The sequence below is a fragment of the Actinoplanes subglobosus genome, from assembly GCF_042650585.1.
Classification (GTDB): domain Bacteria; phylum Actinomycetota; class Actinomycetes; order Mycobacteriales; family Micromonosporaceae; genus Actinoplanes; species Actinoplanes subglobosus.
The window spans coordinates 352,061-368,157 of the sequence record NZ_JBHSBL010000015.1 but is presented as its reverse complement, the minus strand read 5'-3'; the positions used below and the strand labels follow the sequence as shown (position 1 = coordinate 368,157).

Here is a 16,097-nt window from a genome sequence, read left to right as displayed (position 1 = left end):
ATCACAGTACGAACAGGGGCCTGACCGGACGTCTATTTGATGATCACCGCGCCCGAGTTCGCCGACGAGGCCTTGCCGTAGGTGTCGCCTCCGAAGCGCACGGTGAAGCGGAACTGGACGTTCTTCTGCGCCTTGATCAGGGTGTAGTTGTCGACGCCGGAGTCGGGCATGGTGGCGGGCACCGTCTGGACGGTCTGCCACTTGCTGCCGGACTTGCGTTGCAGCCGCACGGTGACCTTGCGGTCGGGTGCGGGTGCGGTGACGCTGATCTGGGCGTGGACGTCGGAGATCTTGTGGAAGTGGGCGACCTTCTTCACGGTCTTGTACTGGCCGGTCAGCTTGATCCGGGCGCGGGTGGGTGCCTTGTACGTCGCCGAGGCCGACGACGCGGCGTGGGTGGCGTCGCCGTCGTAGTAGGCGGTGATCGTTCCGCCGGCCGACGAGCCGAGGGTGGCGGTGGCCGTACCGCTGCCGTTGGTCGTCGCCGTCGCCGTGGCGCTCGCGCCCGGGCCGGTCCGGACGAAGCGGACCGGCACTCCGGCCAGCCCGCTGACGGTGGCCGACGCGCGGACCTTGGCGCCGTACTTCGCCGGGGCGGTGACCTTCAGCTTGGTGGTGGTCGTGGCCGGGGCGGTGACCTGCTCGAAGCCGGTGGCCAGCCAGTAGGTGTGCTTGCCGTTGTCCGATTCGTCGAGCAGCGTGTAGAGGCGCCGGTCGTCGAGGGACCAGGTGAGGGTTCCCTCGATCGGGTCGGGCTGGTTGTAGGCGGATTTCGGGTGGGCGTCACCGGACAGGATCGACCCGCCGGTGCTCACGTCGAACGCCCGGACGTTGCCGTCGCCATGTGCGCTGATGCCGCCGCCGAGCCGGGTGCCGTCGTGGGAGTAGGCGACCGTCCTCGGGTAGGGGCCGGTGTCGAAGGTGCCGGCCGGTGACAGGGTGGCGGCGTCGTACTGGGCCAGGTGGTAGGGCGCACCGGACGCGGTGGCGACCTTGGTTCCGTCCCGGTTGATCGAGATGCCGCCCAGGTTGGAGCCGGCCTCGGTCTCGGCCAGCGGGGTCAGGGCCGATCCGTCGACGCGGAAGGTGTGGACGGTGGCGGGGCTGAGGCCCGTCTCCCCGGCGAACAGCGTGTTTCCGGCGCCGGCCAGCAGCGGGGCGGTGTAGTAGGTGCCGGTGACGGTCTGCGGGTCGCCGCCGGTGGTCGCGTCGACCGAGGCGATGCCGCCCTTGTGGTTCTTCTCGCAGCCGGTGCCGTAGAACAGGCGGGTTCCGGCGAACGCGAGATTGACCGGGCAGACGCCGGTGGTCCACCGGCCGACCTCGGTCAGGGTGCCCGTGTCGATGACGGCGATGGCACCGGCCTGGCTGAGCGCCACGTAGACCCGGTCGCCGGTGGCGGACACCTCGATGTCGGCGGCGCCGAACATCCCGGTGAGGGTCTTGGTGGTGACGCCGTCGGTGCCGAGGACCACGACGCTGTTGCCGTCGGAGACGAACAGTTTCCCGTTGGCCGCGGCCATGGCCTTCGGTGCGGTGAGGGTGGTCACCGCCGTCGGCACCGGGGTCGTGGCAGCGTCCGCCGATACCGGCGCGGATGGCAGGAGGGTGGCCGCGATCAGGGTGACCGCCGCCGCCGAGCACCTCGGGAACATGCCGTCGAGCCTTCCAGCCCGTGGCGGCTCGAAGGGCCGATTTGGGTAAATGCCCTGGTCACCGCGGGGCCAATCGCACCGGTAGGCAGGCGTAGGAAGGAATCAGGACGTTGCGGCGGTAGGAGCGCCGGTGGATGCGCCAGGCCCGGCCGGGCCGCAGCAGGGTCTCCAGCAGGCCGGTGATCTCGGCGCGGGCGACCGGCGCGCCCAGGCACAGGTGACGGCCCGCACCGAACCACAGTTGCCGCTGGTCGGGCTGGTAGCCGCGGTCCAGGTCGAAGGCGCCGGCGGCATTGTTGGCGGTCCAGGTGAGCATCAGCACCCGCTCCCCCGCCCGCAGGCGGCGGCCTTCGACGTCGACGTCGGCGGCGACCGCCCGGCCGATCACCGGTGCGGGTGAGGTGACCCGCAGACCCTCACGGACCGCGTCGGGCAGCCTTTGCGGTTCGGCGCGGAGCCGGTGCTGGGCACCGGTGTCATGCAGGATCGCGACGGTACGGGCCATCGCGCTCGCCGCGGTCTCGGTGCCGGCCACCATGAGCAGCGTCGACAGTCCTTCCGCCTGGCGCTGTTCGAGTCCCAGGTCACGGCACCGGCCGAGCACCGTCTCGGGTGCCGCGGTCCGCCACGCCTCGGCGACGTTGACGGTGAGCCGGGCGACGATCGTCCTGGCCCGCGCGATCGTCTCCGGCGCGAGATGGGTGGAGGCGGTGGTGCCCAGCGCGAGTGCCGCCAGTTCCTCCCCCACGGCGAAGATCTCCCGGTAGGCGTCGTCCCGGTCGGCGACCCGCAGTTGCAGCAGGTCGGCGACGATCCGCCCGACGAGCACCCGGCCCAGGTCGGCGACGTCGACGGCCCGGCCGGCGGACAGCTCGGCTCCGGCCTGTGCCAGCCGTGGCCCGATCACCCGGTCGGTGAGCTGCCGGGCGTTGTCGTCGGTGAACAGGTCCCGGGTGCGTCCGCGCAGCTGGTGGTGGCCGGGCCCGTCGAAGATGTCGTTGACCCAGTCGCCGAGCACCTGCGCCCACAGGTGACCGACGCCGCCCTCACCGAGCAGGGTGAAGTGGGCGGGGTCGTTGAGGATGCGCCGGGCCACCACCGGGTCGCAGGTGACCCAGCCGATGCGGGGTACCCGGAGCAGTTTCCCGGCGAGCCGGCCCGCGGTCAGCAGGACGGGCAGGCTCGGTTTCGCGGCGGCGAGAACCCGGAACTCGTGGCGGCGCGCGGTGTCCAGCATCCCGTCATCCTCACCCGGCACGCCCCGCGGTGACAGGTGGAAGACGTGTGACCGGATCACCGGCCCGGCCAGTCATACCGGAAGAGACCGAACGACGTACTGAGGAGTGTGGCTGTGCACAGGGATCTGCGTGACCGGTTCGACGGGGCGTTCGCCGGCGACCCGGGGGTGCCGCCCGGTGAGCTGGCGCTGGCCGCGATCGCCGAGGGCGGCCGGATGCGGCGCCGACGTCGGACGGTGCTGGCCGGTGCCGCGACCGGGCTGGTCCTGCTGGCCGGTGGTGTGGCCGGGGCGAACCTGCCGTGGGCGGCCGACCCGGCGGGGCCGCCACCGCCGACGACGATCGCCGCGGCGATGCTGCCGGTGTCGTCGCCGTCGTGCTCGACGCGGCCGGTCGACACCGGGGCCACCGATCTGGCGGTCTTCCTCGCCCCGGAGGCGACCGACCGGCAGCGGGCCGAGGTCGACACGGCGGTGCACGACGACACCCGGCTGGCGATCGTGGTGTTCGAGAGCCGGCAGAGCGCGTACGAGCGGTTCACCGAACTGTGGGCGGACAGTCCGGACTTCGTCGCGGCGGTGGATCCGCGGGATCTGCCGGAGTCGTTCCGGCTGCGCCTGGTCTCGCCGGAGCAGGATGCCGCGGTCCGGGCCCGGTTCGCGGCGATGCCGGGTGTCGCGCAGATCATCGGTCACGTCTGCCCCGCGGGTGCCCCGGTGGGAGGCCTGCAGTGACGGACACCGTGACGCCGGTTCCGGCACTCTGGACACGGCCTTCCCGGCGCACGAGGCAGCAGGCCCGGGACGACGAGTTCACCGCGTTCGTCGAGGCGTCGGGGACGCGATTGCGCCGCAGCGCCTATCTGATGTGCCGGGACTGGCATCTCGCGCAGGATCTGACCCAGCACACCCTGGCCAAGATGTACGCGGTGTGGGATCGCGTCCGCACGACCGCGAGCCCGGAGGCGTACAGCCGCAGGGTCCTGATGAATGTGGTCTTCGACCTGCAGCGGCGCCGCAGCGGGTCGGAGATCGTGCTGGCCGACCTGCCGGACCGGCCGGGTCCCGACGCCACGGGGGCGCCGGAGCTGCGGGTGACGCTGGTGGACGCGCTGGCCCGGCTGGAGGTGCGCGATCGTGCGGTGCTGGTGCTGCGGCACGCCGAGGATCACAGTGTGGAGACGGTGGCCACGATCCTGGGGCTGAGCGTGTCGGCGGTGAAGATGCGCAACGCCCGTGCCCTGGACCGGCTGCGCATGATGCTCGGGGAGGACTTCCTGGACCGGTGACGCACTTGACGGCATCGGTGATCATGGCTGGACCTGCCGTTCCGCCGATCCGAGAGCGATGAGATGCGACTGAGTCTGTTCGCGGGCGTCGTCTTGACCCTGTCCGTGCCGGTCGCGATCGCCTGGCTGGTCGGTGACCTGACCGATCCGGTGTCGCTGGAGCTGGCGGCCCAGGGGGTCGAGCTGGACTACGGGATCGATCCGGTCAGTTTCGGTCCGGCCGCTGACCGGGTCATCGGTGCCGGGGCGTGCGTGGCGGTGGTGGTGGCGTTCGCGGTGCTGCTGTGGGCGTCGTTCGCGGGGCGCATGCGGGCCGCCTGGTGGACGGTGCTGGTGGCGCTGGCGGCTGCCGGGGTCATCCTCGGGTACGGCTGGCGGGTGTGGACGGCCGGCGGGATCGGCGCGAACATCGGCGCCGGGATCGTCACGTTCTTCGGCGGCCCGCTCGTGATCGGCATGATGGTCGCGGCCCTGGTCTCGGCCGTCACGCTGGTCCGGGCGGCCCGCCAGGAGAGACCGGCGGCCTGAGCGTTGCCAGTTCGTGATCAAGTTCCGGAACCGGGAAAGGCCTTGCCCGGATAGCGGGAACTCCTAATCAGATTTACAGTGCGGAAACATCAGCTTCTCGGGAAGTTGATCTTTTCGGCTGTACCGGGGGTTTCACGTGGGCAACGCACTGCTGGAGATGCGGTCGATCACCAAGGAGTTCCCGGGCGTCCGCGCACTGTCCGATGTGAGCCTGGTGGTCAACGCCGGCGAGATCCACGCCATCTGCGGGGAGAACGGCGCCGGCAAGTCGACATTGATGAAGGTGCTCAGCGGTGTTCATCCGTACGGCACCTACTCCGGCGAGATCGTCTACCAGGGACAGCCGTGCCGGTTCACCGACATCCGGGCCAGTGAGCACGCCGGGATCGTGATCATCCACCAGGAGCTCGCGCTGGTCCCGGGGATGTCGATCACCGAGAACATCTTCCTCGGCAACGAGCCACGCCGGTGGGGCCGCATCGACTGGAAGGCCGCCAACCACAAGGCCCTCGAACTGATGCGGCTCGTCGGGCTCGAGGAGGACCCGGACACCCTGATCAAGGACATCGGTGTCGGCAAGCAGCAGCTCGTCGAGATCGCCAAGGCGTTCGCCAAGGACGTCAAGCTGCTGATCCTCGACGAACCGACGGCCGCGCTCAACGAGAACGACTCCCAGCACCTGCTCGACCTGCTGCGCGGGTTCAAGCAGCGCGGCATCACCTCGATCATGATCTCGCACAAGCTCAACGAGGTGGAGGCGATCGCCGACGCGATCACCATCCTGCGCGACGGGCGGACCATCGAGACGATCACGGTCGCCGCCGGCGACGTCGACGAGGACCGGATCGTCCGCGGCATGGTCGGCCGTGACCTGCAGAGCCGGTTCCCCGAGCACGAGCCGAACATCGGCGAGGTGTTCTTCGAGGTTCGGGACTGGACGGTGCGGCATCCGATCTCGGCCGAGCGGCTGGTGTGCAAGAACTCCAGTTTCACGGTCCGCCGGGGGGAGATCGTCGGGTTCGCGGGTCTGATGGGTGCGGGGCGCACCGAGCTCGCGATGAGTGTGTTCGGGCGGTCGTACGGCGTACACCTCGGGGGAAAGATCTTCAAAGACGGTCGCGAGGTGGACATCAGGTCGGTGGCCGACGCGATCAGGAACGGTCTGGCCTATGTGAGCGAGGACCGTAAGGCGATCGGCCTGAACCTGCTCGACGACATCAAGACCTCGGTCGTCGCCGCGAAGCTGTCGAAGATCACCCGCCGTGGGGTGCTCGACGAGGCCGTGCAGTACCACGAGGCGGAGAGCTACCGGAAGAGCCTGCGGATCAAGACGCCGACCGTCGACGAGCCGGTCACCCGGCTCTCCGGCGGCAACCAGCAGAAGGTCGTCCTGGCGAAGTGGATGTTCACCGACCCGGACCTGCTGATCCTCGACGAGCCGACCCGGGGTATCGACGTCGGCGCCAAGTACGAGATCTACGGGATCATCCAGCGGCTCGCCGACGAGGGCAAAGGCGTCGTGCTGATCTCCAGCGAGCTGCCTGAGCTGATCGGACTCTGCGACCGGATCTACACGGTCGCCGAGGGCACCATCACCGGCGAGGTCGCCCGGCGCGACGCCGACCCGGAACTCCTGATGAAGCGGATGACCTCTACCCGGAGAAGCGCATGAGCCGGCTGAAAGACCTGCAGAAGAACCTCTTCGGGGGTACGACCTCCAACGCCCGTCAATTCGGGATGATCTTCACGCTGGTCGCGATCATCGTGTACTTCCAGATCGCCACGAACGGGCTGACCCTCACCTCGGGCAACCTGATCGCGCTGACCCAGCAGTACGCGTACATCTCGATCCTGTCCATCGGCATGCTGATGGTGATCGTCGCCGGCCACATCGACCTGTCGGTGGGTTCGGTCGCGGCGTTCGTCGGCATCGTGGTGGCCAAGGCCATCCACGAGTACGACGTGCCGTGGCCGGCCGGCATCGTCCTCGGCCTGGCCGTCGGCGCGCTGATCGGCGCGTGGCAGGGCTTCTGGGTCGCCTACATCGGCGTGCCCGCGTTCATCGTCACGCTCGCCGGCATGCTGCTGTTCCGCGGCGGCAACCAGTACATCGGCAACGCCGACACCGTCCCGGTCCCCGAGGGCTTCCGGACCATCGGCGCCGGCTACCTGCCCGAGGTCGGCCCGGCCACCGGCTACAACAACCTGACCCTGCTGCTCGGCCTGCTGCTGTGCGCGGCGGTGGTGTGGCGGGAGTGGCGGTCGCGGCGGGTGCGCCAGCAGATGGAGGGCGCCGAACCGGCTCCGATGTGGGTGTCGGTGCTACGCCTGGCGATCATGCTCGGGGTCATCGTCTTCGCCACGCTGCGGTTCGCCGGCGGGCGGGTCGGCACCAGCTTCCCGATCTCCGGCATCATCCTCGCCGTCCTGGTGATCGCCTACTCCTTCTACACCCGCAACACCGCCGGCGGCCGGCACATCTACGCCGTCGGCGGCAACGCCCGCGCCGCCGAACTGTCCGGTGTGCAGCTGCGCCGGGTCAACTTCCTGGTCATGACCAACATGGGTCTGCTCGCCGCGCTCGCCGGGATGATCTTCGTGGCCCGGTCCGCGGCCTCCGGCCCGCAGGACGGCCTGAGCTGGGAACTCGACGCGATCGCCGCGGTCTTCATCGGCGGCGCGGCGGTCTCCGGTGGACTCGGCACGGTCAGCGGCTCGATCGTCGGCGGTCTGGTCATGGCCGTGCTCAACAACGGCCTGCAGCTCATCGGCACCGGCTCCGACATGGTCCAGATCATCAAGGGACTGTTCCTGCTCGGGGCCGTCGCCCTCGACGTCTACAACAAGAAACAGGGCCGCTTCTCGATCATCGGCTCGCTCACGCGGCCGTTCCGACGTGAGACGCCACCCCCTCCCGCCGTTCCCGCGGCGCCCAGCCCCACCGGTTCCCTTTCGAGAAAGTGAGCTGTTCGATGCGTACAACTTTGGCAAAGGTCCTGGCAGTCGGTGTCGCCGCGGTCATGGTGGCCGGCGGCTGCAACAACGACCGGGAAGGCTCCACCCCGGCCGGCGGCTCGTCCGCACCGGCCGCCGGCTTCGCGAAGGACGCGCTGATCGGCGTCGCCCTGCCGTCGAAGACGTCGGAGAACTGGGTGCTCGCCGGTGACCTGTTCACCAACGGGCTCAAGGACGCCGGCTTCCAGTCCGACGTCCAGTACGCCGGCGCGTCCACCACGGTCGCCGACCAGCAGGCCCAGATCACCGCCATGGTGACCAAGGGCGCGAAGGTCATCGTGATCGGCGCGACCGACGCCGCCCAGCTGTCCACCCAGGTCGAGCAGGCCAAGCAGTCCGGTGCCGTGGTCATCGCCTACGACCGGCTGATCACCAACACGCCGAACATCGACTACTACATCGCGTTCGACAACTTCAAGGTCGGCCAGCTGCAGGGTCAGGCCCTGCTGGACGGCATGAAGGCCAAGAAGGCGACCGGCCCGTGGACGATCGAGCTGTTCTCCGGCTCGCCCGACGACAACAACTCGGGTGTCTTCTTCAACGGCGCGATGGACGTCCTGAAGCCCGCGATCGACAAGGGCGACGTGATCGTCGGGTCCGGTCAGACCGACGTGAAGCAGACCGCCACCCAGGGCTGGAAGGCCGAGAACGCGCAGAGCCGGATGGACTCCCTGCTCACCTCGACCTACACCAGCAAGACCCTGGACGGCGTGCTGTCGCCCAACGACACCCTGGCCCGCGCGATCATCACCTCGGTGAAGGGCGCCGGCAAGCCGGTCCCGGTCGTCACCGGCCAGGACTCCGAGGTCGAGTCGGTCAAGTCGATCGTCGCCGGCGAGCAGTACTCGACGATCAACAAGGACACCCGCAAGCTCGTCGCCGAGACCATCAACATGGTCAAGACGCTGCAGACGGGCGCCACCCCGCAGGTCAACGACACCAAGTCGTACGACAACGGCGTCAAGGTCGTCCCGGCCTACCTGCTGGCCCCGGTGATCGTGACCAAGGCCAACGCGGCCGAGGCATACGCCGACGACCCGAAGCTGGCCCCGCTCACCAAGTAACCCCCTCACCGGCCCGGCATCCCCTTCGCGGGGTGCCGGGCCGCCACCTTTTCCGACCCGGCCGGGAGCCCGGCCGGGTCAGGGGCGCAGGCCGTCCAGGGCGAGGGCGAGGACCCGGTTGCGCTGGGCGTCGTCGACGAACGCGGCTGAACTGAGGCCCGAGACCAGGCGCAGGACGTCGTCGAAAGCGGCGTCGGCGCGGATCTCGCCGGCCCGCTGGGCGCGGTCGAAGAGGGGCTCGCCGGCCGCATACATCACCGCGCGGCAGGAGCCGAACATCTCCGAGTCGCGGTTGAGCAGGTCGATGATGGCCCGTTTGGTGGCCACGTAGTCGACGAAGCGCTCCAGCCAGGACCGCAGCGCCGGCCATGGCGGCTGGTCGGCGACGGCCGCGGCGGCCTCGCTGAGCTGGGTGACCTCCTCCACGTACACCGCCTCGATCAGGTCCTGGCGGGTCGGGAAGTTGCGGTACAGGGTGCCGACGCCGACGCCCGCCTGTTTCGCGATCTCCTCGAGTGACGTGTCGGCGCCGTTCGTGGCGAAGGCGGTACGGGCGGCGGCGAGCAGCGCGTCGAAGTTGCGCCGGGCGTCGGCCCGCTGCGGCCGGCGCACCGTGATCGGCGTCTCGGTCATCCGATGATCCCTTGCGAAGCGGAGGCTAGCCTCCGGTAATGTGGAGGCATGCCTCGACTTTATCAGGCCACACCGCGGATGACCTTCACGGTTCTGGCCGCGGCCGCTGCCGCGTTCGCGCTGATGCAGAGCCTGCTCACCCCGGTGCTGCCGACCATCCGGCAAGACCTGCACACCTCCACCGGCACGGTCACCTGGGTGCTCACCGCCTGGCTGCTCGCCGCGTCGGTGGCCACCCCGCTGATGGGCCGGGTCGCCGACATCATCGGCAAGGACCGCACCCTGCTCGTCGCGCTCGCCGCCATCGCCCTGGGCTGCCTGCTCGCCGCGCTGGCCCCGAACATCGGCGTGCTCATCACCGCCCGTGTGCTGCAGGGCCTGGGCGCGGCCGTCTTCCCCGTGTCGTTCGGGATCATCCGCGACGAGTTCCCGCCGGACCGGGTGGCGTCCGCGATCGGCACCCTGGCCGCGGTCATCGCCACCGGCAGCGGGGTCGGCATCGTGCTGGCCGGCCCGATCGTCGGGTTCCTCGACTGGCGCTGGCTGTTCTGGATCCCGATGGCCGTCGTCACCGTCGTGGCCGTGGTGGCCTGGCGGGTGGTGCCCGTGTCGCCGGTGCGCAGCCCGGGGCGGATCAACATCGTGTCGGCGTTCCTGCTGGCCGGCTGGCTCGTCGCACTGCTGCTGCCACTGAGCAAAGGCGCCGTGTGGGGATGGGCCTCCGGCCGTACCGTCGGATTGTTTCTCCTGGCCGCCGCATTGCTGGCCGGATGGATGGCGGCCGAGTTGCGCGCCGCCGAGCCGTTGATCGACATGCGGATGATGCGGCTGCCCGCGGTCTGGACCACCAACCTGGCCGCGCTGCTGTTCGGGGCCGCCATGTTCGGTGTGTTCGCGTTCCTGCCGCAGCTGATGCAGGTCCCGGCCGCCTCAGGGTACGGGTTCGGCGCGACCGTCACCGAGGCGGGCCTGCTGATGGCCCCGATGCTGGTGGCGATGGCGGTGTTCGGCTCGCTGAGCGGCCCGCTGACCCGCTGGGTGAGCAACAAGGCGCAGCTGCTGTGGGGTTCGGCGATGGGCACCCTGTCGTGCCTCACCCTGGCCCTCGCCCACGACCAGAAGTGGACGGTGTCGCTGGCCGCCGCCGTATTCGGTATCGGTCTCGGCCTGATCTACTCGTCGATGGTCAACCTGATCGTGCAGAGCGTCCCCCGGCACCAGACGGGCACGGCGAGCGGGATGAACACCAACATCCGCACCATCGGCGCGTCCATCGGCACAGCCCTGGTCAGCGCCATCGTCACCGGGCATCCGGGCGCGCACGGGCTGCCCGCGGAGACCGGCTACACGATGGCGTTCCTGCTGCTGGCGGTGGCGAGCGCGGCCGCCTTCGGGGTGTCGCTGCTGGTGCCGGGGCGAACCTCCGCGCCGGCCGAGGCGGAGCCCGCCGCCGAGGAGCAACTGGCGACGGCGTGAGGCGGCCGGCGGTGGCGTGCGCCACCGCCGCCTCGCTTCTCCGTGCGGCAGGATCGTTCCATGAACGTTCTCATCGTCCGCGGCGGCTGGGACGGCCACGAACCGGTGGCCTGCACCGACCTGTTCCGCGCCTTCCTCGAGTCACACGGCGCGGCCGTCACCGTCGCCGGCACCCTCGACGTCTACACCGACCAGCGGCTCCTCGACCGCACCGACCTGATCGTCCAGTGCTGGACCGGCGGCGGCCTCACCGGCGACCAGGAGAACGGGCTCGTCGAACGGGTCCGCGCCGGCGCCGGATTCGCCGGCTGGCACGGCGGCGTCATCGCCTTCGGCTACGAATCGGCCCGCTACCAGTACATGGTCGGCGGCCGGTTCCTGCACCACCCCGGTGGCATGGTCGACCACACCATCGACATCACCGGCCCGCACCCGATCACCGACGGGCTGACCTCCTACACCGTCCACACCGAGCAGTACTACTGCCACGTCGATCCCAGCCTGACCGTCCTGGCCACCACCACCTTCGACGGCGGCCACGGCGAACCCGACACCGCCGGCGTGGTCATGCCCGCCGTCTGGACCCGGCACTTCGGCCACGGCCGGGTCTTCGTGTCGACCCTCGGCCACTCCCCCGCCGACCTCCAGGTCCCACCGACCCGCACCCTCACCGAACGCGGTCTGCTCTGGGCCTCACAGCGGGGCGGTGCTCTCCCGGACCACTAACTCGGTGCCGAGCACACCACCGTCGGCCAGACCCAGCGCCGTCCGCACCGCCAGCGCACCCATCTCCCGCAACGGCTGCCGCACCGTCGTCAACGGCGGCGACGCCCACCGCGACCCCGGCAGGTCGTCGAACCCCACCACACTCAGCTGATCAGGAACAGACAGCCCCCGAAGCCGCGCCGCCTCATACACCCCGATCGCCATGAAATCGCTCATCGCGAACACCGCCGTCGGCGGGGAACTCCGATCCAGCAGCCGCCCACCCGCCACGACCCCCGACGGGAAGTCGAACTCGCCGTGCTCGATCAGCCGGGGATCCGGTGCCACACCGGCCTCGTCGTGCGCCGCCAGGAACCCGTCCAGCCGCGACCGGCTGCACAACAACTCGTCCAGCCCGGCCACCAGCCCGATCCGCCGATGCCCCAGCCGCAGCAGATGCGCCGTCGCCGCCCGCGCCCCATCGAAATTCGCCGCGTCCACACTGAGCAGATCACCGGCCGGACGCGTCACCGGATCCAGCGCCACCAGCGGAACACTCAACCTGTTCAACGCCGCGACCAGCGGCCCGGCCGCCGACATCGTGGCCAGGATCGCCCCATCGGTACGCCCGGCCCGCAACCGCTGCAGCAACTGCCGGCGGGCCGTATCACCACGGTCCAGTGACGACACCACGACCCGGACCCCGGCCTCGTGCCCGGCCGCCTCGATGCCGCGCAGGTGCTCGCCCTCCCACGCACAGTCGATCTCCGTGAAGATCACGTCGATGGTGCCGGCCGGCTCGGTGTTCCAGTGCCGCCGCCCCCGATAGCCGTGCAGGCGCAACATCTCCTCGACCCGCTGCCGGGTGCGGTCGGAGACGTCGGAACGCCCGTTCCACACCTTCGACACGGTCGCCAGCGAAACCCCTGCGGCTTCGGCGATCTCGGCCATCGTCGCGCGCTCAGTCACGGTCCGTCACCCCTTCGGCGTCGCCCCCGCTGACCCTACTCCCGGCCGCCACCGATATATCCGACCGTCAATGGCGCCCCGGGCGGATCCACCACCACACCGCCGGCGCCAGAACCGCCGTGACCAGCGCCGACGCCAGCACACCACCGCGCGCCCCGAGCACCGTCACCACCGGACCGCCCACTCCCAGCCCCAGCGGCGCCGCCAGCGCGATCCCCGCCGCATAGATCGTCAGAATCGGCTGCTGATCCGCCGGATCCAGATTGTCCTGCAGGAACGTGTAGGCGACCGCCAGGAACGGCCCGTACACGAACCCGCCCACGACCAGCGCCACCGCCGCCACCGGCACCGTCGGCGCCACCGCCAGCAACACCATCGCCACCGCCCAGCCGCCGATGATGACGACCACCGTGGCCTGCGGCGGGAACCGCCGCAACTGCCCCGTCAGCACCGCCCCGGTGAGCGCCCCCGCCCCGAAACACGTCCACAACGTGCCCAGCGCCCCCGCCCCGGCGCCCAGGTCAGCCGTCACCAGCAGCGGCAACGCCACCTCGACCGGCCCGTAGAACAGATTGAACAGGAAGTCCACGATCAGCAGCCGGTACGCGACCGCGTTACGGCGCAGCACCGACCACCCCGACCGGGTCGGCGCCGCCGTGTCCGCCGCCGCACCCCGGGCCAGCGCCGCACACACGATCAGCGACAGATAGGCACACCCACCGACGATCACCGCCACCCCCGGACGGGTGACCGCCGCCAGCACCCCGCCGACCGCCGGACCGACCACGTACATGGCCAGACTGTCCGACGTGCCCAGCAGTCCGTTCACCGACAGGCGCGCCCGCTCACCGGCCATCCCGGTCGCCAGCAGCCGCCGCCCGCTCGTCGACATCAGCCGCAACGCCGACCCCATCGCCAGCGCCACCACCAGCCAGGTGAACGAGATCCGCCCGGTGTCGGCCAGCAGCCCGCACACCCCGAACGTCACCGCCCGCGACACCCCGTCGATCCCGACCACGAGCCGGGCATCGAACCGCCGCCGTCCCGCACCGAAATACAACGACAGCGCCATCGCCAGCACATACGGCGCCGAAATGATGATCGACACGGCGGCCGCCGGTTTCAGGCTCCCGTGCATCTGCAGCGCGAGCAGCGGCAACGCGACGAACAGCATGCCGTCACCGAGCTTGCCCACCGCGTCACCGGCGATCACCCCGGCGAGACGCCCGCTCCGCAGAACCTCGAGGTAGGAGACGCCCGTCACCGTGCGTCGAGGATTTTTTGAAGAGCCACGGCGATCGTACGGGACTCGCCGGCCGTCAGCAGGCTGGTGAAATGCCGCCTGATCCCGTCCAGATAGACCGGCACGGCAGCCCGGAACCGCTCCCGTCCCGCCTCCGTCAACGTCGCGTAGGCCGACCGCCGATCCTCCGGATTGCTCTCCCGGGTGACGAGCCCCGCCTCGGCGAGCGCGTCGACGACCCGGCTCACCCGGGTCCGGCTGACCACCGCCTTCTGACCGAGCTCACCCATGCTGAGCCGCCGTCCGGGCGCGTGGTTCAGTTCGAGCAGTACGTCGTACCACGTCAGGGGCAGTGAACAGGCAGCCTGCAGCTCCCGGTCGAGAACCGGGACCACCGCGGCATGAACCCGCAGCAGGGCCGCCCACGCGGCCACGTCGGTGTCGCTCATCACCCGATCCTAGCGAATTCTTGTGCGTGCGCACGCAACGGAGTAGGAATGTGCGTGCGCACGCATCCACTACTCCGCGGAGGAAATCGTGAAACTCCTGCACATCGCCGCCTCCCCGCGCGGCCGCGACTCCGAATCCCTCGCCGTCGCCGGCGCCTTTCTCGACACCGTCCGGGAGGTGAACCCCGACACCCCCATCACCGAATGGAACCTCTGGGACGGCACACTCCCGCCCTTCGGCCCCGCCGCCGTAGCCGCCAAGATGGCCGTCTTCGCCGGCCAGACCCCCTCCGACCCGGCATGGGACGCGGCCGTCGCCACCTTCCGGCGCTTCGACGAAGCCGACACCTACCTGTTCAGCGTCCCCATGTGGAACGCCGGAATCCCCTACATCCTCAAGCAGCTCATCGACGTCATCAGCCAGCCCGGCCTCGCCTTCGGCTTCGACCCCACCAGCGGCTACACCGGCCTGCTGCGCGGCAAACGCGCCGCGGTCATCTACACCAGCGCGGTGTACGGCCCCGCACTCCCGCCCTCCTTCGGCGCCGACTTCCAGTCCCCCTACTTCGAGGACTGGCTCCGCTGGACCGGAATCAGCGACATCACCACCATCCACTTCCGCCCCAACCTGGTGACAGCCGACCCCACCGCGGCCCGCCACACGGCCCAGACCCAGGCCCGCACAGTCGCCAAACTCCTGACCGCCACCCTCTGACCACCACATCGGACGCACCGGCGGGCGGCGCGCGCAGATCCGACCAGCACCTCCCCGCGAACCGCCTGCCGCCGGGCCCAGCCATCTGCCTGCCGCGCCCAGCCACCCGCTTGCCGGGCCCAGTCACCAGCCCGCCGCGCCCAGCCACCAGCCCGCCGCGCCCAGCCACCTGGCCGCAGGGTCCAGCCACCTATGTCAGAGCCCAGCCGCCTGCCCGCACAGCCCAGCCGGCCGGCCCTCAGCAGGGCCTGGCTCGAACGGCATCCATCGGCGGTCCGCGGCCGGATACTGCCGCCGAGCCGGGCCCGTGGGCACCAGGTCACATCCCTGGTTGCCTCCGCCTGCGGGACGGGAGCCGACCTCGGGCCGTGCCCTCGACCAGCCGTTCTCGCAGCTTGTGCATCTGGTGAGAGGCTCCGCACACACCGACTAGGGCATCCTAGGATAATAGGTTGGGAGATTGACGGAACAACGACTTGTGTCGCGCACCCTGGTGGACGTCGGGCTGGCGGCGACGAGAGCACCCCATGGGCGACCCCGTGCGTTCACCGTCTCTTGCACGGCGGTCAGGTCACCCGATCCTGGTTGCATGAGCGTTTGTCGCCGCTATCAGGGTGGTGAGCGCAGACGGTCGGCCACTGGGTGCGTCTGTCGCCGTTGGGGCTGTAGTCACGCGACGAGGCCACTGACCAGGGGGCGGGGTAGCGGTCGCTGGGAACAGGCCGTTGTGGTGGCCCGAAGGAAACCCAAAGGTGTGAGTCGATGATCTGGTCGACGATGCGCACGGGGGCGTGCGCACGTGATGAGAAAGGACAAGTTCATGCAGCGGCGGGCAGTAATCGGAGTCAGGTTTGTGCTGGTGTCGGTCGGTGTCGCGGTGGGGGCGCTGTTGTTCGGTGGGCCCGCGCTGGCCGGGGACGCCGGCGGTGCCGCCACTGATCAGACCGTCGTTCAGCTGATGCCGCTCATCGGGTCGGGTACTCACCCGGTCGAGGCCGAGTTCGCCAGTTGGGGCGTCGGCAACGGCTGATCCATGAGTCGTGTCCGCTGCCGCGGCGGCCAGACCGGCGATAGACGGCAGCACGCAGGTCGGCGAGGGCGGTAGCGGCCGGGGGGGGG

16 protein-coding genes are annotated in these 16,097 nt (G+C 70.2%); 10 read left to right on the top strand and 6 right to left on the bottom strand.

The window, feature by feature from the left end:
* Positions 1 to 32 precede the first annotated feature (32 nt).
* On the bottom strand, positions 33 to 1,655 hold the full coding sequence (locus ACFO0C_RS16405) for a hypothetical protein (protein WP_378067486.1): 1,623 nt from the start codon (positions 1,653 to 1,655) through the stop codon (positions 33 to 35).
* A 58-nt stretch (positions 1,656 to 1,713) separates the two neighbouring features.
* On the bottom strand, positions 1,714 to 2,892 hold the full coding sequence (locus ACFO0C_RS16400; protein WP_378067485.1) for a cytochrome P450: 1,179 nt from the start codon (positions 2,890 to 2,892) through the stop codon (positions 1,714 to 1,716).
* A 114-nt stretch (positions 2,893 to 3,006) separates the two neighbouring features.
* Here ACFO0C_RS16400 and ACFO0C_RS16395 point away from each other — a divergent pair, with 114 nt between their 5' ends.
* The 6 genes from ACFO0C_RS16395 (at position 3,007) to ACFO0C_RS16370 (ending at position 8,788) form a co-directional block, all read left to right on the top strand.
* Positions 3,007 to 3,627 carry a permease-like cell division protein FtsX gene (locus tag ACFO0C_RS16395; RefSeq protein ID WP_378067484.1) on the top strand — a complete coding sequence of 207 codons (621 nt, stop codon included), beginning with the start codon at positions 3,007 to 3,009 and terminating at the stop codon, positions 3,625 to 3,627.
* Positions 3,624 to 4,181: a SigE family RNA polymerase sigma factor gene (locus tag ACFO0C_RS16390; RefSeq protein ID WP_378067483.1), complete on the top strand. Its 558-nt coding sequence runs from the start codon at positions 3,624 to 3,626 to the stop codon at positions 4,179 to 4,181. Before ACFO0C_RS16395 ends, ACFO0C_RS16390 begins: the two co-directional genes overlap by 4 nt.
* 63 nt (positions 4,182 to 4,244) lie before the next feature.
* Positions 4,245 to 4,709 (top strand): hypothetical protein, encoded by a 465-nt coding sequence (locus ACFO0C_RS16385; protein ID WP_378067482.1) that lies wholly within the window; start codon positions 4,245 to 4,247, stop codon positions 4,707 to 4,709.
* Positions 4,710 to 4,866: 157 nt separating this feature from the next.
* Entirely contained in the window at positions 4,867 to 6,381 is a 1,515-nt protein-coding gene (mmsA, locus tag ACFO0C_RS16380) for a multiple monosaccharide ABC transporter ATP-binding protein (RefSeq protein ID WP_378067671.1), read from the top strand.
* A complete protein-coding gene (gene mmsB / locus ACFO0C_RS16375; RefSeq protein WP_378067481.1) occupies positions 6,378 to 7,673 on the top strand; it encodes a multiple monosaccharide ABC transporter permease in 1,296 nt (431 codons plus the stop codon). Before mmsA ends, mmsB begins: the two co-directional genes overlap by 4 nt.
* 8 nt (positions 7,674 to 7,681) lie before the next feature.
* Positions 7,682 to 8,788, top strand: a complete 1,107-nt coding sequence (locus tag ACFO0C_RS16370; RefSeq protein ID WP_378067480.1) for a substrate-binding domain-containing protein — start codon at positions 7,682 to 7,684, stop codon at positions 8,786 to 8,788.
* A gap of 78 nt (positions 8,789 to 8,866) precedes the next feature.
* Here the strand turns inward: ACFO0C_RS16370 and ACFO0C_RS16365 are convergent, their stop codons facing one another.
* Entirely contained in the window at positions 8,867 to 9,421 is a 555-nt protein-coding gene (locus ACFO0C_RS16365; RefSeq protein ID WP_378067479.1) for a TetR/AcrR family transcriptional regulator, read from the bottom strand.
* Between the two features lie 48 nt (positions 9,422 to 9,469).
* Here ACFO0C_RS16365 and ACFO0C_RS16360 point away from each other — a divergent pair, with 48 nt between their 5' ends.
* Both ACFO0C_RS16360 and ACFO0C_RS16355 read left to right on the top strand, forming a co-directional pair.
* Positions 9,470 to 10,897: an MFS transporter gene (locus ACFO0C_RS16360; protein WP_378067478.1), complete on the top strand. Its 1,428-nt coding sequence runs from the start codon at positions 9,470 to 9,472 to the stop codon at positions 10,895 to 10,897.
* A gap of 60 nt (positions 10,898 to 10,957) precedes the next feature.
* Positions 10,958 to 11,623: a ThuA domain-containing protein gene (locus ACFO0C_RS16355; RefSeq protein WP_378067477.1), complete on the top strand. Its 666-nt coding sequence runs from the start codon at positions 10,958 to 10,960 to the stop codon at positions 11,621 to 11,623.
* Here the strand turns inward: ACFO0C_RS16355 and ACFO0C_RS16350 are convergent.
* The 3 genes from ACFO0C_RS16350 to ACFO0C_RS16340 all read right to left on the bottom strand — a co-directional run bounded on the left by ACFO0C_RS16350 (position 11,591) and on the right by ACFO0C_RS16340 (position 14,263).
* Positions 11,591 to 12,571: a LacI family DNA-binding transcriptional regulator gene (locus ACFO0C_RS16350; protein ID WP_378067476.1), complete on the bottom strand. Its 981-nt coding sequence runs from the start codon at positions 12,569 to 12,571 to the stop codon at positions 11,591 to 11,593. The genes ACFO0C_RS16355 and ACFO0C_RS16350 overlap by 33 nt on opposite strands.
* A gap of 67 nt (positions 12,572 to 12,638) precedes the next feature.
* Entirely contained in the window at positions 12,639 to 13,835 is a 1,197-nt protein-coding gene (locus tag ACFO0C_RS16345) for an MFS transporter (RefSeq protein WP_378067475.1), read from the bottom strand.
* Positions 13,832 to 14,263 (bottom strand): MarR family winged helix-turn-helix transcriptional regulator, encoded by a 432-nt coding sequence (locus ACFO0C_RS16340; RefSeq protein ID WP_378067474.1) that lies wholly within the window; start codon positions 14,261 to 14,263, stop codon positions 13,832 to 13,834. The genes ACFO0C_RS16345 and ACFO0C_RS16340 overlap by 4 nt, the downstream gene beginning before the upstream one ends.
* 88 nt (positions 14,264 to 14,351) lie before the next feature.
* Between ACFO0C_RS16340 and ACFO0C_RS16335 the strand changes: the two genes are divergently transcribed.
* Positions 14,352 to 14,978, top strand: a complete 627-nt coding sequence (locus ACFO0C_RS16335; protein ID WP_378067473.1) for an FMN-dependent NADH-azoreductase — start codon at positions 14,352 to 14,354, stop codon at positions 14,976 to 14,978.
* A gap of 859 nt (positions 14,979 to 15,837) precedes the next feature.
* A complete protein-coding gene (locus ACFO0C_RS16330) occupies positions 15,838 to 16,008 on the top strand; it encodes a hypothetical protein (RefSeq protein ID WP_378067472.1) in 171 nt (56 codons plus the stop codon).
* Positions 16,009 to 16,097: the final 89 nt, after the last annotated feature.